The 21374-nt window shown below is 64.1% G+C and carries 12 protein-coding genes, 1 tRNA gene and 1 pseudogene; 6 read left to right on the top strand and 8 right to left on the bottom strand.

The window, feature by feature from the left end; all coding sequences use genetic code 11:
- Window positions 1–159: 159 nt before the first annotated feature.
- Window positions 160–1695 (top strand): HNH endonuclease signature motif containing protein, encoded by a 1536-nt coding sequence (locus D9V28_RS02435; protein ID WP_183086404.1) that lies wholly within the window; start codon window positions 160–162, stop codon window positions 1693–1695.
- Window positions 1696–1793: 98 nt separating this feature from the next.
- Here the strand turns inward: D9V28_RS02435 and D9V28_RS02430 are convergent.
- From D9V28_RS02430 to D9V28_RS02420, 3 genes are all read right to left on the bottom strand, one after another.
- Window positions 1794–1867: transfer RNA gene (locus D9V28_RS02430), tRNA-Met, on the bottom strand.
- Between the two features lie 797 nt (window positions 1868–2664).
- Window positions 2665–5595: a UPF0182 family membrane protein gene (locus tag D9V28_RS02425; protein WP_229727689.1), complete on the bottom strand. Its 2931-nt coding sequence runs from the start codon at window positions 5593–5595 to the stop codon at window positions 2665–2667.
- A gap of 84 nt (window positions 5596–5679) precedes the next feature.
- Entirely contained in the window at window positions 5680–6831 is a 1152-nt protein-coding gene (locus D9V28_RS02420; RefSeq protein WP_121658107.1) for a YlbL family protein, read from the bottom strand.
- 119 nt (window positions 6832–6950) lie between these two features.
- Between D9V28_RS02420 and D9V28_RS02415 the strand changes: the two genes are divergently transcribed.
- Window positions 6951–8321, top strand: a complete 1371-nt coding sequence (locus tag D9V28_RS02415) for a zinc-dependent metalloprotease (RefSeq protein ID WP_371869984.1) — start codon at window positions 6951–6953, stop codon at window positions 8319–8321.
- 181 nt (window positions 8322–8502) lie between these two features.
- Window positions 8503–9225 (top strand): annotated as a pseudogene (locus D9V28_RS16195) (TOMM precursor leader peptide-binding protein); the annotation flags it as partial.
- Here D9V28_RS16195 and D9V28_RS02405 read toward each other — a convergent pair.
- Together D9V28_RS02405 and nudC are read right to left on the bottom strand one after the other, a co-directional pair.
- Entirely contained in the window at window positions 9209–10957 is a 1749-nt protein-coding gene (locus D9V28_RS02405; protein ID WP_121658105.1) for an ATP-dependent helicase, read from the bottom strand. The pseudogene D9V28_RS16195 and the gene D9V28_RS02405 overlap by 17 nt on opposite strands.
- Entirely contained in the window at window positions 10954–12039 is a 1086-nt protein-coding gene (gene nudC / locus D9V28_RS02400) for an NAD(+) diphosphatase (RefSeq protein WP_121658104.1), read from the bottom strand. Before nudC ends, D9V28_RS02405 begins: the two co-directional genes overlap by 4 nt.
- 95 nt (window positions 12040–12134) lie before the next feature.
- On the opposite strand from nudC, the gene D9V28_RS02395 reads away from it, so the two are divergent.
- Complete coding sequence (locus tag D9V28_RS02395) at window positions 12135–13565, top strand: phosphotransferase (RefSeq protein ID WP_229727688.1); 1431 nt, start codon at window positions 12135–12137, stop codon at window positions 13563–13565.
- Here D9V28_RS02395 and D9V28_RS02390 read toward each other — a convergent pair.
- Both D9V28_RS02390 and D9V28_RS02385 read right to left on the bottom strand, forming a co-directional pair.
- Window positions 13469–16759, bottom strand: coding sequence for an ATP-dependent helicase (locus tag D9V28_RS02390; RefSeq protein ID WP_121658102.1), 3291 nt, complete (start codon window positions 16757–16759; stop codon window positions 13469–13471). The genes D9V28_RS02395 and D9V28_RS02390 overlap by 97 nt on opposite strands.
- Window positions 16756–19911 carry a UrvD/REP family ATP-dependent DNA helicase gene (locus D9V28_RS02385; protein WP_121658858.1) on the bottom strand — a complete coding sequence of 1052 codons (3156 nt, stop codon included), beginning with the start codon at window positions 19909–19911 and terminating at the stop codon, window positions 16756–16758. The genes D9V28_RS02390 and D9V28_RS02385 overlap by 4 nt, the downstream gene beginning before the upstream one ends.
- Before the next feature lie 138 nt (window positions 19912–20049).
- On the opposite strand from D9V28_RS02385, the gene D9V28_RS02380 reads away from it, so the two are divergent.
- Window positions 20050–20274 carry a DUF3107 domain-containing protein gene (locus D9V28_RS02380; RefSeq protein WP_121658101.1) on the top strand — a complete coding sequence of 75 codons (225 nt, stop codon included), beginning with the start codon at window positions 20050–20052 and terminating at the stop codon, window positions 20272–20274.
- A gap of 6 nt (window positions 20275–20280) precedes the next feature.
- Window positions 20281–20568: a hypothetical protein gene (locus D9V28_RS02375; protein WP_121658100.1), complete on the top strand. Its 288-nt coding sequence runs from the start codon at window positions 20281–20283 to the stop codon at window positions 20566–20568.
- Window positions 20569–20661: 93 nt separating this feature from the next.
- Here D9V28_RS02375 and D9V28_RS02370 read toward each other — a convergent pair whose 3' ends face one another.
- A complete protein-coding gene (locus D9V28_RS02370) occupies window positions 20662–21303 on the bottom strand; it encodes a ferritin-like fold-containing protein (protein WP_229727687.1) in 642 nt (213 codons plus the stop codon).
- Window positions 21304–21374 lie beyond the last annotated feature (71 nt).

Raw genomic sequence — 21374 nt, 5'->3', positions numbered from 1 at the left:
AACTGTCGATGTCGGTGGTGGGTGGTGTACTGAAGTCATGAACGAAGCAGTTCGACACTCAGGGTTCCGCACCTTTGCGGGCACCCCGCCGTGCCGCTGCTTTCCGGGTGTTGCTGCTGGTTCGGTGTTCGGTGGTGACCGGGTGTTATGACTCTCGCGGTGAGTGATCTTCCACCGGTCTTCGGGTCGGAGGGAGAGGCTGCGCTCACCGGCCTGTTGCAGCACGTCGGTGACGTTCTCACCGTCCTGGATTTGGATCATCTGGACCGGTTGAGCGGGGACCAACTGTTGACGCAGATGAGTCAGGTCGCTCATGTGCTGCGCGGCAGTGAAGCCGCGCTCGCGGCGATGAGCGCGGAAGTGGCGGTGCGGTCCGACCCGACCCGGGGTGGGGAGGGCCTTGCCGCGAAGCACACCTATCAGCGTCCGTCGCAGCTGATCGAGGTGATCACCGGGCTGTCGTCAGCGACAGCGGGCCGGTTGATCCGGGTCGGGCAACGCACCACCCAACGCGTCAGCGACGCCGGACTGCCGCTGCCGCCCCTGTTTCCCGTGGTCAGCAAAGCGTTGCATGAGGGTTTGATCGGGGTAGAGGCGGCGGAGAACATCACCCGTGAACTCTCTCTCGCCGCACCCCGAGCCGAGGTGGAGCACCTCGCGATCGCGGAAACCGCGCTCGTGGAACAGGCCACCGGCGCAGGATGGCGTGACGGCCTGCCCCTCTCAGCGGACCTGATCGCGATACAGGCACGGCAGTGGCGGGAACGGCTCGACGAAGACGGCATCGAACCCCGCACCGAGAAAGCATTCCAAAAACGCAACTTCTGGATCTCCCGCACGGCGACCGACGGACTAATCAAGTTTGGTGGCCTCGTCACTGTGGACGTCGGGGCGAAACTGCACGCTTTGTTGGATGCGATCCTGAGCCCACGAACGGATTCCCGGTACGAGCCAACCGGAGAAGCGCCTGGCGTTGCGCCCGGGACCTCGAGCGGCGACCACAGCCAGACGCTTCATGCGCCTAGAGGCGCTCCAAGCGCATACGACGCTGCGAGGCGGATCGGAGTTCCCGACAGGCGAACAAATCCCGGAGAAGAGGCGCTGACGGGCTCTGTGGACGGCGAGGAGGGGGCGCGGCTCGTCGATCGTCGGACTGCGGGGCAGAAACGAGCTGATGTGTTCGCGGCGATGATCGACTCACTCGCCCGAGGCACCGATGCTCCGACCGTTACGGGCGCCTCCCCCACAGTCGTGGTCACTGTCACCGCCGATGTCCTCGACTCCGGCAAGGGCACCGGACAGATTATCGGAGTCAACACGCCGGTCTCCATGTCGATCATCAAGCAGATCCTCAGCGACGCCAGCATGATCCCGGTGTTCATTGACCCCGACGGCAAAGTGGTCGCCCTCGGCAATGACCAACGCGGGTTCAGCCGAATCCAGCGCATGGGCATGATCGCCAGGGACGGACCAACCTGCGCCATGCCCGGCTGTCAGATCCCTGCCACCGGTTGTGAAGCCCATCACGTCGTCGAGTACAGCGAAGGTGGCCCAACACACCTCGACAACGGCGCACTGTTCTGTTGGTTCCATCACCGCATGATCAAGACGGGGGTCTTCACGGTCGAGATGGTCAACGGCAAACCCGAAGTCACCATCGCAGAATGGCTCCGCCGCAAGCCGTACTTCCAATAGGCAGGAGATCGGCTTCGGAGGGAACCCTCACACGCCGCGAGCGGACTAGCGGGGGCAAGCAAAAGGCCCGGAATCTTTACGATTCCGGGCCTTTATTGTTGCGGGGGCAGGATTTGAACCTACGACCTCTGGGTTATGAGCCCAGCGAGCTACCGAACTGCTCCACCCCGCGGCACAAGAAATGACTCTAGCACGGGATTTTCGTTCGCGCCAATCGAGGCACCAGGTGAAGGTCGCGAGGGACTCGTTGCGCACCGTTCCATCCATCACTTCTGGCCTCCGAAGTTGTTCAAAAGCCTCACGGAGTCGATGTGCAAGAGGCTCGTGGGGTCACACGCCAGCCGCCGTCACAGCTCCAACGAGAGCGCGTGAAACGGTTCCTCCGTGAAGGCGCGCGGACAGAGCTGCGGCGAAGGGCACGAAGACCAGAGTCGCGGCGAACGGCACGAGGACCAGCCCTGCAAGCGAAGCCCGCGCGATCAGTTCCCCGGTGACCCGTACGTCTCACCGGGGCAAGGCGTGGATGGAAACGAATCTCTCCACGTACACCAGCGAACCCGACACGCAGCGGCCTGAGCGAACGCCGATACCGTCGTCCAGATCTAGGGGCCAGCGCATTCCACCTCGTCACGGCGGCGACACGAGATTCTTCAATGAGTAGCTGACCATCTCGACACCGAAAGGATTCCGCGACCAACTCAACCTCAAAGCGTTGTGCGCCCCGCGCAGCGGACGAACCTTAGGAGCTATATCCGATGCCCATCTCAGAGTTTCCCGACGCCACAGGTACCTGCACAGCCGCATAGTGAGCCCTCGCGGACACGTGGGCGCAGGGAACGAGGTCATCATCGGCTCTTTGGCGAATCCGAGGCCCAGGAGTTTCCGGAGCTTCGAACCCCTTTCGCGAGGGTTAAATGAAGATGGGGTGCCGACCGAATACTCGGTCCGCACCCCATCGCAATGGTGTTGTTATCCGCCGATCAGGGCAATCGCTTCCGCAAGAGCTTCGGAAAGACGAGTGTCTGCCTCACCGTACGCGGTCCAGTCGCCAGCCTGCAGCGCAGCGTCACGGTCCGCCATTGCGGCTTTCGCCTCGTCCAGGGCGACCTTAAGAGCCGCATCCGTCACCGGGTCGCCAGTCTGCGAATCCTCAGTGCCGCCGTCTTCTGTTCCCGTGCCCGGTTCTTCACCAGCATCGGGTGCCGGCGCGGCCGGGTCGTCTGTCGGAGGCGTATTGGTGTCACCGGCCGTTGCTCCTGAGTTACCACCGAACAGGCTGTCCAAGGCTTCGTCAAGCGTGTTCTCGAACGCGATCTGGTCACCGAATGCTACGAGCACCTTCTGAAGAAGCGGGTAGCTGGTTTCACCAGTCGACTGGACGTAAACCGGCTGCACGTAGAGCAGTCCACCACCAACCGGAAGAGTCAGGAGGTTTCCGTTGAGCACCTTCGACTGTCCCTGCTTCAACAGGTTGATGAGAGACGAGACTTCCGGATCGGTGTTGAACGCGTTCTGCACCTGACCGGGACCAGGGACTGTTGCTTCCTTGGGCAGCGTCAGCAACCGAAGTTTTCCGTAGTCGTCGCCGACCTTCCCGTCCGTTGCCCCGGCGTCAGCATCTACCGCCAGGTATCCGGTGAGCACGCTTGATGCGCTGTCACCGGTACCCCGAGGAACGAACGTTGAGTACAGGGAGAATGTCGGAGACTCCTGGCCAGGCATCTGCAGCGTCAGGTAATACGGCGGCTGCAGGAGGTTCTGAGCAGCTTCCGACTGCGGGTCAGCAGGGGTCGACCACGCGTCGGTCTTCGAGTAGAACTTTCCGGCATCCGTCACGTGATATTGACCGAGGATGGATCGCTGCACTTTGAAGAGGTCCGCCGGGTAACGAACGTGGCTCATCAGGTCACCGCTCATCTCGGAGATGGGCTGCAGTGACGATGGGTAAATCTTCTGCCAGGTCTTGAGGATCGGGTCCTCGGTGTCCCAGGCGTACAACGTCACCGAACCGTCATAGGCGTCGACAGTTGCCTTCACGGAGTTGCGGATGTAGTTGATGTTGTCCAGTGCGAATCGCTGGTCATTGTTCTCACTGTCAGCGATTGCCGTGGAGAGACCGACTGTCCGGGAGTACGGGTAGGCATCCGACGTGGTGTATCCGTCGACGATCCAGACGACTCGACCGTCAACGACGCTCGGGTACGGGTCCGAGTCGAGAGTCAGGTACGGCGCGACCTTCTGCACACGGGTCGAGGGATCGCGGTCGTAAAGAACCTGCGACTGGTCGGTCACAGCATCGGACAGGAAAATCTGCTCCGACTGGAACTTGAGTGCGTAGACCAATTTGTTGAGCACGCTGTCAAGCTTCGGGCCGCCGTCACCGTCGAAGGTGTTGTAGGTCTCGGAAGCACCCTCGTCACCTGACGGGTAGTCAAGCTCGACCGGAGTCGCGTCTGAGGGCGCACCGACGATGGAGTAGTCAGGAGACGCCTCACCGAAGTAAATCCGTGGCTCGAACTCCCCAAGCGCTCCCGTCGTCGGGATACCCGACTCGAGGAACACAGGCTGTCCGTCAACCGAACGCTGGTTACCGTACGCGGCAACGAGTCCGTACCCGTGGGTGTAGACAAGGGTGTTGTTGACCCAGTTGTCGGTTGCGTCCTGCTTGAGCTCACGCAGCGCAATGACCGTGTCCTGGCTCTCGCCGTCGATGGAGTAACGGTCAACATCAAGGTCTTCAGAGAACGCGTAGTAGTTCTTGAAGCGCTCAAGCTGCGAGATCGATGGGCTAACAAGGGCCGGGTCGATGATCCGGATGGAAGCCGTGGTCTCGGCATCCTCACGGAGCGCGCCCGCTGTGGCGTCTGTCTTCGCGTTGTACGGGATCTCTTCGACGTCATTGACGTTGTACGCGTCACGGGTGAGGTCGATGTTTCGCTGGATGTACGGCTGCTCGAGGCTCTTTGCGTTGGGGTCAACCTGGAACCGCTGAACAACCCACGGGTACGCCGTTCCGATCAACAGTCCGGCGACGAGAAGCAATGCGGTACCAACAACGGGCAGTCGCCAGCGACCGATGAAAGCGGTCACGAAGAAGAACAGGGCGACGAGCGCTGCGATTCCGGCAAGGATGACCCGGCCAGGAATGGTGGCGTTGTCATCTGTGTAGTTTGCGCCGGTGATCAGGTCACCGGTCTGGTTGAGCGTCACATACTGGTCCAGCCAGATCGACACCGCTTGGAGGGCAAGGTACAGACCGGCCAGGATGGCGATCTGAATTCGGGCGGCCTTGGAGATGCGCAGCTCACGACCCGAGGCGTGGATCGATCCGTAGAGGTAGCAGACGGCGATGGTCAGGATCGTCGAGAGGAGAACAACGGCTGAAGCAAACCCGACCAGGCCGCGGTAGAACGGCAACTCGAACATGTAGAAGGACACGTCGAGGCCGAACTGCGGGTCAACGGTTCCGGCCGGGGTCCGGTTGAACCAAATCCAGACGGTTTCCCAGCGGGTCGCCGTGGAGAATCCGGCGAAGAGCCCGAGCAGCGCGGGGATGCCGTAGGTGGCGGCCCGACGAAGCGGCTCGACCAGTTCCTGGTACCTGTCCAGCTGGCTGGACAGCTTCGCGTATACCGGTCGCAGGCGGTACGCCAGCTGAATGGCCACGTAAACCGGAACGGCCATACCGATGAAGCCGACCACAAACATGATCGCCGAGGCGTACCACTGGGTCGTCAAAACGTTGGTGAACCCGACCTGCTGGAACCACAGGAAGTCCGAGTACAGCCCCGCGAAGATGAAGAATGCGACAACAAGCGCTCCGACCACCGCAGCGGTGATTGCCAGGGGCGCTCGAGATCTGTTCGGGGTAGCGGAATTTGAAGGTGTAGCGGAAGTCACTTTTGGCCTCTGTTGGTACTCGAACGGAATTCCAGTCTATTGGGGAGTTTCAGTCCCCCCGGCTGCTCCCAGCGTGGTCACCGCTCACTCACAGGTAGGCAGCGCCTCGAACCCGGAATCGCTCGAAATTGCGTCGAGGACGGTCGCAGCCTGGTCGAGGGTCGCGACGCTAAACACACGGATGCCGTCTGGAACGTGACCGACGACCTCGTTGCAGTTCGTCTCGGGCGCAAGGAAGTACTTCGCGCCGGCATCCCGTGCACCAAACAGTTTCTGACGGATGCCGCCGATGGCTCCGACGTTTCCTTCGGCATCGATGGTCCCGGTTCCGGCGACATGGGATCCGCCGTTGAGTTCACCCTCGGTCAGTTTGTCCATGATTCCGAGCGCGAACATCATGCCGGCGCTGGGCCCGCCAACGTTGTCGAGCTGGATAGTGACGTCAATCGGGAAGTCGTAGACCATCTTCGTGGCGATCCCGATGATGCCAGTCTCCGTTCCGTCCGCAGCGGTCGCAGGCGTTGGGGTGATCGGGATGTTCATGGGCACTCCCCCACGGACAATGCCGAACGCGGCGGCTGATTCGGTCCCGTTCGCCGCGATCTCCTTTCGGAGGGACGCCAGGTCAGTGACGGTCGTGCCGTTGACGCTGACGAGTTCGTCCTCCACCTTGAGCTCCCCATCGGCTGGCGTGTCCTCGGCGACCTGGCCGACCGTGAGTTGAGCCGGGAACTCGTACCCGAGGGTTGTGAGCGCGGCGGCGACGGCATCCTGCTGGGAGTCGACCATCAAGGCTGCGTTTTCGGCGTCCCGCTGCTCGGTGGTCTCGCCGACGGGGAAGATCGCCTCAAGTGGGACCACTGTCTTGCTCGGGTTCAGCCAGGCGAGGCTGATCTCGAACCAGTTCGGACGCTGGTCAGGGTTGCCCACGGCCTGAACGGTGAGCATGTCAAGCGCGCCACCGGTCTCGAAGGTTTCCGCACCATCCACCGTGATCATCGGCACCTCCTTGTCCTCAATCTCGACGGAGCCGAGCGTGTTGAACACCGGACCCGGCTGCTGGATCACATAGGAGGTTGGCCACAACGCAAGTACAAGCAGAATGACGAAAGACAGGCCAAGCGCAAGCCAGCCACGTTTCGAGCGCTTCCTGGCACGTTCGAGCTGCGCAAGCTCGGCCGGGGTCGCCGGGTACTGCTCGTCGGTGTCCGATGGCGATGGAGGAAAGAGAGTCACTGCGGCCTTTCATGCTGTTCGCGGCTGGCGGACACCGGCAAGCGGAAGCCACGCGAAACTCAGAGGTTCACGCACTAGCGTAGATCGAGCAACCGCACGATGTCTGAAAGGTGGCCTCAGTGCCCGACGTACCTGACAACAATCCCGAGGACGAGTTCCGTGACATGCTGCGGGATTTCCTGTCCGGGAAAGGCGGAGTGGATCCGAGCCAGCTGGCTGGTGCCGCTGGCCTTCCCGCTGACCCGGCCAGCATCCAGGCCATGCTCGGCCAGTTACAGAACGCCATGCGCGGAGCGAGCGACGGTGGAATCAACTGGCAGGTCGCGACAGACCAGGCCGTTCAGATCGCGACGGCAAGCGCCGTTCCGACGTCACCCGAGCAGCGCGCACAGCTCGACCAGGCTTTCCACATCGCAGCTCTCTGGCTTGACGATGTGACACAGATCACCGAACTCACGAGTGTTCCGAAACTGATGACACGTGGCGAGTGGGTTCGGGCAACAATGCCGGTGTGGACCCAGCTCGCCGAACCAGTCGCGACCAGCATTTCCGACGCGCTGACCCGCGTTCTGAGCGAGCAGGCGCCCGAAGAGATGCAGAGCATGGTGCAGGGTGCAAGCAGCCTGCTGCGCAGCATCGGTGGCGCGCTCTTCGCCATGCAGCTCGGTCAGGTCGTCGGCCAGCTGTCGAAGGAGGCCGTCTCCGGTGGCGACATCGGCATTCCCCTCCTCGAAGACAACCAGGCCGCGCTCCTCCCCCAGAGCGTTTCGGCGTTCGGTGAGGGACTCGACATTCCCGACGACCAGGTTCAGATTTATCTCGCGGTGCGTGAACTCGCGCATGCGCGGCTCTTCCGGCACGCACGCTGGCTGCGACTGCACCTGATCTCGTCCATAACTGAGTTCGCCCGTGGCATCCGTATTGATACCGAGCGACTCGAGGGTCTCGCTGACAGTTTCGACCCGGCGAACCCGGAAGAGCTGCGCCAGGCGATGGTTGATGGCTCGCTCATTCCGCCGAAGACAGATGCGCAGCTCGCCACTCTCGCTCGCCTGGAAACGACGCTCGCTCTTGTCGAGGGCTGGGTTGATGTCGTGACCGGTTCAGCAACCTCGCGGCTGCCGAAGTCCGACGCCGTCGCGGAGACCGTCAAACGGCGCCGCGCCACGGGAGGGCCCGCCGAGTCGGCGTTTTCCACCCTCGTCGGCCTCGAGCTGCGCCCGCGTCGGTTGCGTGAGGCTGCGGCGATGTGGCAAAAGGTGACGGATGCTGTCGGTAACGAACAGCGGGACACCCTCTGGTCACACCCTGACCTGATCCCGTCCGCTGACGACATCGATGATCCGACGTCGCTGATCGAGCGTCTCGAGGCTCGCGCTCGTGGTGACGTTCCCGAGCCGGACGAGTTCGACACTGCGCTCGCGGATCTGCTGCGAGGCGAGGACGACCGATCGAGCGGATCGAGCGACGAAACCCCGCCGAGCGTCTAAGGTTCATCGAGCCTCAAGCCCTGGGGAAACGTCGGTCGCGACGGCGCCCGTGCCGCGGTGAACCACTTCGGTGCACGAGCCACGGTGGTCCCGCGTCGCGGTGGCCCCTCGTCGCGATGCCCCACTGCAGCGCCCGCACCTCTGTGGATAACTTTCCCGGGCGGTGCGCCGCTGCGGCAGGATGTCCTGCATGCTCCTCCGACTCGATCCGCGCTACCCGGTCGTCTGGCGCGATACGACGTCGCTGCAGATCGGTGCGGAGACCCCGGTCGCGACACTGTCGAACGTAAGCCGACCGCTCGAGCAGGTAATCGGTGCCCTGATGGCGGGCATCAGCCGACCTCAACTCGAGCGGTTGGCGTCACGCCTGGGCCTTGAGTCAGAAGAGCTTGCGACCTTCCTCGAGCGGATCTCCCCCGCACTCGTTTCCGAGCCCACCAAGCGGAAGGCACTCGGCTGGGTGGTCGACGGTTCAGGACTCACAGCCGACCGCATCGCCTCGCTTTTGACCGGCACCGAGCCCACCCCGCGCGGGTCGACGGGGGCGGCCAATATCACCCTCGCCATTCTTGTCGCCAACCATGTCATCGACCCGCGTCGGTATATTCGGTGGCTGAGCCGCGACATCCCGCATCTGGCCGTCATTTATACGGACACCGGAGCTCGGGTCGGGCCGCTGGTGGAACCGGGCGCCGGCCCGTGCCTGCACTGCCTCGCCAGGCAGGCAGCTGAACACGACGCGGCGTGGCCGGCCATCGCCTCACAACTGCTCGGTCAGGGTGCAGCTTCTGAACGCGAGCCGCTGGTCAGCACAGTAGCCGGGCTCGCGGCTCGGGTAGCGGAGGCACACCTCGCCGGGGCGAAGTCCGAGTTGACGTTCTCGAGCGTCAGTTTCGACGCGCACTCGCCGTCTGGGCGCCGCGTCGAGCACCGGCAACACCCGGATTGCGGATGCCGATCTCTGTCAGGAAACGGGAGCGCTCCCTCGGCTGGGTACCGCGGCCTGGCTGCTCCCCCCACGACAGGAACAGCCGCGATCGCGCCCGGGTGATGCCGACATAGAGCAGTCGCCGTTCCTCGTCGATCTGCTCAAACGTTTTCGCGTAACTGATCGGCACGAGGCCCTCGCTGAGCCCTGGGAGGTAGACAACGTCCCACTCGAGCCCCTTGGCGGAGTGCAGTGTTGCGAGGGTCACAGCTGATACCGTCGGCTCGTGCTGCCCGGCCTGGCGCTCGAGCAGTTCATCGGTGAACTGGCGGAAGGTGGTCCCCGGCGGCATCTGGTCGACGAGGCCCATGATGGCGTTGAGCGACTCCCACCTGTCGCGAACGGCGCCGGCTGTCTCGGGTGCCGTGTGGGTCCAGCCGAGCGAGCGGAGCACGTCCGATACTGACTTGAACAGGGGCTCATCCATCACCGAGACTGAGGCCCCACGAAGGGTCAGGATGGCCTGGCGCACCTCGGGCAGTTCGAAGAACCGCTTGCTGCCCCGAAGGAGGTATGGCACACCGACGTCGCTGAGCGCCGTTTCGATGGCAGCCGACTGAACGTTGATTCGGTAGAGAATTGCAATGTTCTCCGGCTTGACCCCCGAACCGATCTGCTGGAGCACAGACTGGGCTATCGCTCGAGCTTCGGCCTGGTCGTGTGGGTAAGCGGTGATCTCAGGGGCGGGCTGCGACTCGGCGGACCGGTGGGCCTGAAGCGTGAGTGCGCCCGTTCGTCCGCGCATCAATCGGTTGGCGGTATCAACGATGTGCGGCGTCGACCGATAGTTGTGTTCGAGACGCACGACAGTGGCATCCGCGTGTCTCGACGGGAAGTCGAGGAGATAGTCACTCTTTGCGCCCGCGAAGGAGTAGATGGTCTGGCTGGCGTCTCCGACGACGCAGATGTCGTTGCGGTCGCCGATCCAGAGGTCGAGCAACTGCTGTTGGAGAGGCGAGACGTCCTGGTATTCATCGACAACGAAGAACCGGTACTGCTCGTGCACCTGCATGGCCACGGCGGGTTCGGTTTCGATCATTCCGGCGCAGGCGAGGAGCACGTCCTCAAAGTCCAGCTGCTTGCGCTCGTCCTTGAGGTCCTCATACGCCTGCTGCATAGCGGCGACCTGGTCGACGGTGAGCGCCTGTGGGGGCTGGCGTCCGGCGGCAGCGTACTGTTCGACGCTCAGTCCGGAGACCTTACGCCACTCCACCTCCGCGGCAACGTCTCGCAGGGTTGCCGTGTCGAGTTTGAGCCGCAGCCGCTCGGCCGCGTGCCCGAGCATGCGACCCTTGCTGTTGATGAGCGCCGGCATGGTTCCACCGACCGTGTGCGGCCAGAAGTAGTTCAACTGGCTGAGCGCCGCCGCGTGGAACGTGCGGGCATGAACGGATCCGGCACCGAGGTGGCGAAGGCGTCCGCGGAGTTCGGCCGCGGCACGGTTGGTGAAGGTCAGTGCCATTACCCGATTGGCCGCATAGGTCCCTGTCGCGACCCCGTAGGCAATCCGGTGGGTGATGGCGCGGGTCTTCCCTGTTCCAGCTCCGGCCAGAATGCACACCGGTCCGCGCAGGGCTTCGGCGGCAACCTTCTGGTCATCGTCGAGCCCGGCGAGGAGTGCTGATGGTTCGGTGACGGATGTCGTCATCGCGCGGTTCCCGCTCCCGATGTCTCGGCGGGGTCGGTCGTTTGCGTTTCGGTACCGGAGTCGGCGTCAGTGATCTGGTCGGTCTGCGGTCTGGCTGGCTCCGGAGTGGGTCCGGTTGTGGCCGCGCGGGCTGCTTCGTCGAGGCTCGGGCCGCCGTCGGCGGCGAGCCAGTGCTCGATGAGCGCGCGGGCGATGGATGTCGATCCGGGGAGAAGCAGTGTTCCCGCTTCTGCGCGGAGGTCGTCACGGCTCAGCCAGCGCAGATCGACGATCTCGAGACCGTCCGGCTGGATTCCCGCCGGGTTCTGCTCGGGTGCGACGCGCGCTGAGAAACCCAGCATGATCGACCGAGGGAAAGGCCAGGCCTGCGACCCGAGGTACTGCGGGGTGTCGACGTGAAGTCCCGACTCCTCGTGGATCTCGCGCACAACGGCCTGCTCGAGTGATTCACCCGCTTCGACGAAACCGGCGAGCAGCGAGTACCGGCCCTCGGGCCAGAGGATGTTCGAGCCCAGCAGCAACCGGTCATCGTCGTCGAGGACTAGCACGATGATGGCGGGGTCTGTGCGAGGGAAGATCTGGTTGTTGCACTGGGTGCAGCGGCGTGCCCAGCCGGCGCTTTCGGACTCGGTCGCTGAACCACAGCGCGGGCAGAAGCCGGAACTGAGGTGCCAGTTCGAGAGCGCGACGGCCTCGATTCCGAGGCTCGAGAACGGTTCGCTGAGCAGCGGAGCTGCCGAGCGGAAGGTGATCCATTTCTCATCGTCGGGTTCGAGCGCTGTCGCTACCTCATCGGTGGCGACCACCAGTACAACTCGGGTGCCAGCGGGAAGAGAGGCTGCATCGGAAATCGTCTTGCCCAGGTAGGCGAGCGTTGATTCGCCGGTTGGACTGTCGGCCGGGAACAGACGAAGGTTGTCGCCGTCGAGCAGCATGCGTCCTCGCCACAGCACGAGCAGCCGGGTGCTGTGATCGGCGGCCAGTTCGGCGAAGAGTTCCGAGCGCTCCCGCAGGTCAGCGTCGCGGTCTACGGCGCTTGGCGTCAGGGGAAGATTGGCTAGCGCAGCAGGAATCAACGACATACACTCCGGTTCTGAAGGGCGTGGCGTGTGGCTGCCACCCCGCTCGGCGACCTAACCTAGATGCCATGGCCAGATCGCATCTAACTCTAGCCGCGTTGGCAACTTCAGCTGTCGCGGACCTGCAGCTCGTCGGCAGCGGCCCGTTCGGTCACGGCCAGACCGGCGACTTTGATTCGGCGCTGCTCCGCACGGCTGACGATCGTGAGCTGGTCATCCGTGTTCCAGCCAACGAGCAGTCGGCGAGCGACCAGTCCGTCGAGCTCATCGCGCTTCAGGCCATGACGGCGGGAATCCGCAGCAGGCTTCCGTTCGAGGTGCCAAACGTGAAGGGCCAGGTGTCCGTTCGCGGCACTCGCGCTGTGGTCTACGACTACCTCCCCGGCTACAACGTCGAAGCGGCGAACATTCCCGCCGGCGACGGTGTTGCCAGCTCGATCGGTGCAGCCATCGCCGCGATCCACTCTCTTCCCGGTTCGTTCGTTGCCGAGGTGGGACTGCCCTCGCTGACCGCAGCGGACTGCCGTACCGAGGCGCGCAACATCATCGAGCGCTCGTCGGCGACCCGGCTGCTCCCCGCCGCTGTCAAGCAGCGATGGACCGACGCTGCGGCTGACGAGGCTCTGTGGCAGTTCCAGCCGACGGTCATCAACGGATCGCTCAACGCCGAGTCGTTTGTCATCACCGACCACGAGGTCGGCCCCATCGTCACGGGCGTCATCGGCTGGGGTTCCCTGCGTGTCGGAGACCCCGCCCGCGACCTGCACTGGCTGAGCGGCGCAGGTGATGCCGCAGACAGCGTGCTTGCCGCGTACCGCCTCAGCGCCGCTCGGCACCCCGACCGTTTGGTCAGCCAGCGGTCGATGCTTCACGCTGAGCTCGAACTCGCGCGCTGGCTCCTTCACGGCGTTGACACCCGCGACCAGCAGGTCATCGACGACGCTGTCTCGCTGCTGGATGGACTCGTCGACCACGTGCTCGGTGACCTGATGCACCCGCTGTCCCCGCAGACCGGGCCGATCATGGCGGTTGCCGACGTTGAAGAGATGCTCTCTCGCACCCCGCAGACCCGTGGGACGTCCGCAGCTCAGTCGAGCGGTATCGCCATGGAGACCGACAGTTACGACAGGTCCGAGCTCGAAGAGGCACTCGCTGCCGAAGACTCGAACGGTCGCCCGCGCAACGACGAGAAATCGAGACTGTCGAACACGGATGCCATCGAGACCGGTCCCATAGACCTCGTCGGTGTTGAGAAAGCCAGTGTTGGTAACGCCGGTGCGGAGAGAGCTGCCGCCGCGGCCAGGGCCGCGGACGGTGCCAGCGGTGAGTCCCGCGATTCGCACTCGTCAATGGACGCACCGTCAACGAACGCTCGGTCAACCGACGCTCGGTCAACTGACGCGCGGTCAACCGACACATCGTCGACGGATGCCTACACCGCTGAGCTGGACTTCTCCACACTTGAAGCAGCCGAGTCCGGCGAGATCACACCGTTGACCCAGCGCCGCCCCAGCTCCTCCGCCGAGTAGAGGTTCTCGGGGCGCAGGACGAGGTCGTCGGCGACGTAATAGAAAACGGCGTCGATGAGTTCGGGGTCGACTCCCTTCCACTCGGCGTATGCCTGCCGGTAAAGCGCGAGCTGAAACTGGCGTTCGTCGAGCTCGGTTGCGCTTTTTGGCGCTCGCCCTGTCTTCCAGTCGACGATCTGGAATCGGCCGTCCCGTTCATAAACGGCGTCGAGCTTGCAGATGATGATCTGCCCCTCAAGCACGAAATTGATCTCACGTTCGACGTCGATCGGTTTGAGGTCAGCCCACTCCGAGAGTTCAAAGGTTCGCTGCAGAGCCTGAAGCGCTTCGAGTTCCTGCTGCTCGACCGGCATGAGCGTGCCATCGGTTGAGGGCGAATCCGCGTCGGGATCGAGGTCGAGTTCGAACCGCTCAGCGTCGAGGCTCTCCTGGCCACCGGCGATTCCCGACCGCTGCTCGACCCAGCTGTGGAAGAGCGTACCCAGGCGGGTCTGCCGGTAGGGCTTCTCAGGGATGGGGCGACGTAACCTGGCAGCCAGCCCCGCGGCATCCGTCACAAAGTCCTTGAAACGGGAGGCGGGGACGCGGTCGGGCATGGCCACGTACTCCTCGGCGTGCATGCGGCGCCGGCGTTCGGCCAGCAGCAGATCGATGTCTCCGGACCAGGGCGTTTCGGCGGCGGCATCTGCCTCACGAACGGCGGCTGCTGCCGCGTGCACTGCGTCGGCGCGACCTCCGAGCGGATTCAGCGGCCAGACCACGAACTTCTCGTCGGCGGCCAGCGGGTTCTCCTCCGCCTGCGGAGTCTCAGGGAGGTCTTCGCAACAGCCGGGTACCGCGTCGACGATCTCGCGCAGGAACGATCCGGGACCACGCGGTTGCTTTTGGGACGACCAGAACGACCCAGTGACAAGCAGCGCGTCCTTGGCACGGGTGACGGCAACGTAGGCGAGCCGCCTCTGTTCGGCGTCGTTTCTGGCCTCGAGGTCGGCGCCGAACTGTGCGTACGCGTCGTCGACGTCGGCCTGGGTGGCCGCTCCGCGCCAGGCGAAGGTCGGAAGTTCGTGCCGGTCGCCCCGAAACTCGAATGGGAGTTCGCCGAACGCCGTCCAACCGCGCTTGCTGCGCAACGGCGAAGGGAGCTCGCCAGCGACCATGCGCGGGACAACGACGCTGTCCCACTCGAGTCCTTTAGAACCATGGATGGTGAGAATCTGGACGGTTCCTGGCTCAGGATCTTCGCCGCGCGGGCTGAGGTTCTCGCGCTGCTCGGCATCGGCCAGCCAGGACAGGAATGAACCGAGCGACCCGTTCTCGTCGATCGAGAGGTAGGAGGAGATCTGCTCGGTGAACTCGTCGAGGCTCGGCTGGCCGAGCGGTGAGTGATCGTTCGCCGCGACCTCGACGTCAAGCAGGAACTCTTGAACCACGAGGTTGACGAGGTCGTAGAGGTCGAGCCCTGAGCGGCGCCGGAGCGCGGTGAGCTGGCGGGACGCTGTGCGCATCCGCTCGAGGCCGGTCTCGCTGAACTGCTGCAGAGCTTTGTGGCTGGCCGGGGCATTCTGAAGGAAATCGAGGGCATCAACGATGGACTTCCCGTCATCGGAGGACGCCGATTCGAAAAGTTTCTGCTTGACCTCGTCTGGGATCGGCTGCTGGGACAGGTCGCGGTCGGCCAGCCAGCGGGCCAGCGAGCTGAGCGCCTGGATGTCTTTTGCTCCGATGCGCCAGCGCGCGCCGGTGAGCAGGCGGATGAGTTCACTGCCGGCCGTCGGGTCGTTCAGCACCCGGAGGGCAGAGACGAGATCGACGATGACCGGCTGCTCGAGCAGGCCTGCGACGCCGAGGATGTGGAAGGGCACCTGGTGGCGGGACAGCGCGTCGGTGAACGCTGTGACGTTTTTGAGCGATCGACAGAGCATCGCGGCAGATCTTTTCGATCCGTTGGCCGCGGGCCTCGCCAGTTCGGCGGAGAGCCACCCGGCCACAACGTCGGCTTCGTCTGTGACGGTCTCGGGGAAGAGTACCCGAACATCGCCGTTGCCGGCCCAGGGCGGTGAGGTGAGGCGCTGAACCGGGACCGATGCGGAGACGGGCAGCGGTGCAACTATGGCGTTGGCCGCGTCGAGGACACGCGCTGCGTTGCGCCAGCTTGTGGAGAGCGCGAAGGTGGATGCCCCCTCGGTACGGCCGAAGTCCTCCGAGAAACGGGCGAGGTTCGCGCTTGATGCACCCCGCCAGCCGTAAATCGACTGGTTGGGGTCGCCGACGGCCATCACGGCGTGCCCGCCGAACAGCATCGCCAACAGGTCGGTCTGGACGACGGCGGTGTCCTGGTACTCATCGAGGATGACCACCTTGAACCGGGACCGATACTCCTCGATCACGCGGGGCACTCGGCGGCAGATTTCGAGCGCCAGCGCGACCTGGTCGCTGAACTCCATGTATCCACGGCGCTGCTTTTCTTCAGCGAACCTTTCGGCGAGGTCGAGCAGAACGCCGAGCGCGTCAACGTCTCGAACGGCGTCAGTGACCGAGGCAAACGGCGTCCGCTTTGACCGCGTGCCGTCGTGAATGTCGAGGGATGCAATCAGGTGGAATTCCTCGGAGAAGTGCCGAATGGCATCCGTTCGAGAGGAAATATCGTTGTCGCTCAGGGCATGGCTCAACGAGATTACGGCCGCCGTGATCTGGTCGACGCTCTTGTCGAGAGCGGGGAGGCGGTCGTCGGTGCTTCCCACGACGATCGAACGGGCCAGGCGCCAGGCCGACGCCTCGGTGATGACCGTCTGGTCGGGCTCGCGACCGATCAGGCGCGCGTATTCACGGAAGAGGCTGCTGGCGAACGAGTTGTACGTCGCGATGGACGGCGCTTCCAGCACGTCGATGTCAACGGCGTCGTCGGTTTCGGCGATTTTGTCCTGGAGCTGGCCGATCCGTTCGCGCACCCGGGTGGCGAGTTCACCAGCGGCTTTGCGGGTGAAGGTCAGGCCGAGGATTTCGGGCACACGCAGGTAGCCGTTGGCCAACAACCAGACGATGCGGTTGGCCATTGTCTCGGTTTTACCGCTGCCAGCGCCGGCGACGACAAGGGCTGGCGCGAGCGGCGCTTCGATCACGGCGACCTGCTCGTCTGTCGGTTGAGGCAGGTCGAGGAGCACAGCGATCTCGCGCGCCGAGTAAGCGGCGGTCATGCGGACACCGCCGCGACGAGGTGGATGCGATACATGAAGCCTGCTTTCGGGTCTCGTTCGTCGAGGTCCTGCACTCCGAGGAACTCGGCGGCGGCCATTCCCTGCCCGGCGCGCACCACCCGATCGGCGAATTCCGCGCGCTGTTCGGCGGTCATCGCCTCTTGCGCGAGCACTTTGTAGGACTTGCCCCTGGCGCCACCGGAGACATAAAGCAAGGCAGCACCGCCCGACGAGTCCTCGGCGGAAGTTCCCTCGATGGCGTCGGCCGCGAGAGCGAGCTGGTATCCGCCGAGTTGCGGATTGTCCGCCACCTGGGACTTGGTCGGCGCATTCTTGCCTGTCTTGAGGTCAACGATCACAACGTCGCCATTAGGCATCCGTTCGACCCTGTCGATTTTTCCTGACAGTTTCACCTGTCCGAGTTCGACTGCGAAGGTGCCCTCAGCGCTCACCGTCTGGCTGCCGGCCGCCAGGAAGTCGGTGAGGTACTGGCTCAGGCCCTCGACGAGCTTGTGCGTTGTGCGGCGCTGCCGCTCGGCGAGCCACGGCGATTCGAAGTACAACTCTGACCAGTGGGCGTCAATCTGTTTCCACAGCGCTTCGACGCTCACATCGGCCGCGGTGAGTTCCGCCGCTGGGATGTGCCCGGCGTGCTCCATGGCGGCGTGCACAACGGTTCCGATGCCGGCGGCGAGACCCGAGGGTGCCGCTGCCATCGTGTCGATGAACCAGGCGAGCGGTGACTTCTCGAAGGTCTCGAGTTTGGACGGCGAGACGGACACTCGCGCATCCGGGTCACTGAGGTCAACGAGCGGTTCGGTTGTCGATGGGTCGAGCAGTCCGTACCAGTCGTTCGGGTCGGCACCGGGAACACCCTCGGCTGCGAGCCGTGCCAGGGCATGCGCGGCGGTCGCGTCCCCTGTCGTGACGAGTCGCCTGCGGAGGACACCGACCATGCCCCTAAGGGACAACGGATGCCGTGAGCTGGCCGCCTGCCGAACCTCGCTACTGCGAATGGCCGGGAAACGAAGGAACGCTGACGGTTGTTCGTCGTCATTCACCACGGCGCTCAGCACAACCTGATGGCGTGCCCGAGACACGGCGAGCGCGAACATTCGCAGTTCGTCACTCAGCACCTCGGCACGGGCGTCGAGGTCTGCCACAGGAAGCCCGGCGACCACCTGGCTGAGCTGCTGCGGGTAGAGCAGTGTGCCTCGCACCTGGGGGTTTGGCCAGGCACCGTCCTGCAAGCCAGCCAGAACAACAATGTCGAACTCTGATCCGACGACACCGCTCGGAGTGCCGATGAAGACGGCGTCGCTTGCGGCCTGAGGGGTGAGCGAGTCTTCCGGGACCTCGGACGCGAGCACCTCGTCAATGAAGCGCCCAGCCGGTTCGGATGGGTTGCGCTCGACAAACCGTTTGGCGGCGGTGAACAACGCCATCACGCTGTCGAGGTGACGATTGGCCTCATCGGCGGCGAGGCCGGAGCCGAACGCCTGGGCCGACCAGATCTGGGCGAGTCCGCTGCGCTCCCAGAACATCCAGAACAACTCTTCGACGCTCGCGCCGGCGGCGCCAGCGGTTGTCGCTTCGGCGAGCGTTGTCGCGAATCGCCCGACCGAGCGTGCAGCGGCCGAGTCGATGGTGGCGAAGCGTCCGGCTTGGGCCATGGCGTCGACGAGCAACTCGTCGCCCGAGCGGTTTCCGCCGCCCGCGATCTCTTCATGGCGAAGGGCGAGCCGAACGCGCCGAAGAGCGACCGGGTCGAGTCCACAGAGGGGGCCGGTGATCAACCTCGTGAGCAGGTCGACTTCTGGTTCCATCCGGCCGAGCGCGAGCGCAACAGCGTCGATGAGCTGACCAGATGCGAACTCCGAGCGAATGTTGCGTCCTCCAGCCGGAGTCGACGTGGGAACTTCGGCCAGAGCAAGCGACCGGGACAGTTGTGGGATCGTCGCCCCTGAACGAACAATGATCGCCATTTTCTGCCATGGGATGTCGTTGAACAGGTGATGTTCGCGCAGGACCCGAGCGATCGCCTGGTGCTCGGCAGCCGTCGACGTTGCTTCGACGCGGAGCACGGGCGGAATCACGGCTTCGTCGATTTCCGCGCCTTCCGTCTCCGCGGCGGGCGCTGAGCGGTGGGCAACGGTTCCGGCTGCACCGACCCTCGTGGTGATCTGCTGGACGACGGTGCGCAGACCTGGCCCGTGCCGATAGACCGTGCCCAGGGTGAGGGGTGTCACCGGGACCCCCAGCGTCGTGCCGAGTGAACCGAGGGCAGCGGGATCCGAGCCGCGGAAGGTTGTGGCAGCGACGTCTGGGTCGCCGAAGGCGACTACCGCGACGCCACGCCTCGCCAGAACACCCAGAAGCGTGAGCGCGCTTGTCCCCTGCTCCTGCAGGTCATCGACGACGATGAGCCGAATGCCCTCCAGTCCGAATCCGCGCCGGAGCTCGGCCGTCGCCTGGGCGATCAGCTCGGCAGAGTCGAGGTATCCGGTACCGAAACTGTCAACGACCCGCTCGTACTCGTCGATGAAACGCGCGGCCGCGATCCATTCCTCACGGTCATACCGAGCACCGAGGCGTTCGAGTGAGGCGGGGCGAAGCCCGGCCTCCACGGTGCGCATCATCAGTTCGCGCAGCTCGGTTCGAAAACCCTTCAGCCTGCGCACCTCGGCCACCAGCGGGTCGGGCCACGCTGGCCCGGTGCCGTCCAGCTCGTGTCCGGCCAGCAGTTCAGCGATCACGGTGTCTTGCTCGGCGCCGGTCAGCAACCGGGGCGGGTCATAACCCTCGAGGGCCGCTCGGGCACCGACGATCGAGAAGGCGACGGAGCTCAGCGTGCGGGCAAGCGGGCCCGGCGTCGGGACACCGACACGAAGAGCGAGGCGGTCACGAAGCCGAGCTGCGGCGCGACGATTCGGAGCGAGGACGAGAACCTCGGCTGGGCTGTATTCCCTGTGGAGTATGCGATCGGCAACCAGCTCGACGACGGTCGTGGTCTTTCCGCTTCCTGGTGCACCCGAGACGGCAGCAGACGCCGAGTACTCGAGCGCGAGGACGGCTCGTTGCGATTCGTCGAGCTGTACGAGGTCGGCAACGGAGCTCGCATCACGCTCGACCTGAAATCCCCGAATAGCCACGAAACCCACGCTATGTCCGACCGCCGACATCGCCACGACGCAGCGCCGCCCTGTTCGCTCTCGGCGAGTGTTTCCGAGTCGAGTGGCGTCGATCATCTGCCGTAATGTTGGGCGTAACGCAACGAAAGGTGCTGCCAAGTGGAAATCCGTATCGGTATTACGAACAGCGGTCGTGAACTCAGCTTCGAGTCATCCCAGTCAACGGCCGAGATCGAGAAGCTCATCGCAGATGCACTCGACTCAGGCAAGAGCTACTTCACCGTCAGCGATGACAAGGGAAAGATGTACATCGTCCCGACCGCTGGCCTCGCATACGTGGAAATCGGCAGCGAAGAAACTCGCCGCATCGGATTCGTCGGTTAGCGTCCCGTGGAACTCCTCTTCGTCATGCTGTTCGGTCTCGCGATCGGAACGGCGGCCAGGTACCTCGTTCCGCAGCGTGACACACACGGCATCGCCGTGGTCCCCGCTGTCGGCGGGATCGCAGCCGGCGTCGTCTGGCTCGGCCTGACCTGGCTCGGCTGGGCGTGGGACGGCGGTTGGATTTGGGTCATCACCCTGGTGGCGTCAGCCGTCATCTCGACGATCGTGGCCCTCGCACTTGGTCGCGCACGAGCGACGTCAGACACTAAGCGACTGATCGCCCTCGGCGGCTAAGAAGCTTCACAAGCAAAGAGGGGCTGGGCGCGCAAGCGTCCGGCCCCTCTTTGTTTTCAGCCCCACTCGTTTCAGCGCCGTTTGGCGCCGCAATCAAGCCGTGAGACCGAGCGCGTCCATCCGCCGGGTGTGCGTCGCGATCAGTTCGGTGAAGACGGGCTCAATACGCGCGTCCTCCGATTCGCTGTGCCCATCGAGCACCAGGGCTGACTGCGCGAGCAGGAGCGTGTCACCGAGAAGCCGCCTGCCGCACATGGCAAGAAAGTGAGCGCGTTTCGGGTCTACGCCGATGGCATCCGTCAAGAGAGAAACGATCCCGGCCGAGCCCGAATCGGCTCCGAGCAGGCTCGCATACCGCGCACCTTGGTCATGAGGCAGACCGTCGGACAGGCGAATGAAAAAGTCGTCGAGGAAACCCTGCGTGATGTAGATACTCAGGAGATTTTCATTGACGGATGCTCCGCGCGTCAGCGTAAGGAAGTCGTCAACTCTCGAGACATAGGGCGCCATGATCTCGGTCGGGTCATCGCCACGACGACGGATCTCAGCGACCAGACCTGAGTGCTTGGCGAGCGCGAAGCCGGCAGCCGTTGAGAGTGTCTCCTTCGCTGCCAGCTCGCTGATCGCCGAGACCATGGAGATGGATTGGAAGAAGCCGAGCTGCAGGTAAGCGACGAGCCCGAGGTAGCTCGAGGTGTCTGGCGCGAGCTCAGCGAAGTCCACTTTCGTCGACACGACCTGGCTCGATCGTGGCCGGAGGCGAGGCATCGGCGTACGCGGCCGGGGAGATCGAAACCATGAAACCA

The sequence above is a fragment of the Mycetocola zhadangensis genome, from assembly GCF_003668565.1.
Lineage (GTDB): Bacteria > Actinomycetota > Actinomycetes > Actinomycetales > Microbacteriaceae > Mycetocola_A > Mycetocola_A zhadangensis.
The sequence above is the reverse complement of the archived record's forward strand: the minus strand, read 5'-3'. Positions and strand labels throughout refer to the sequence as shown.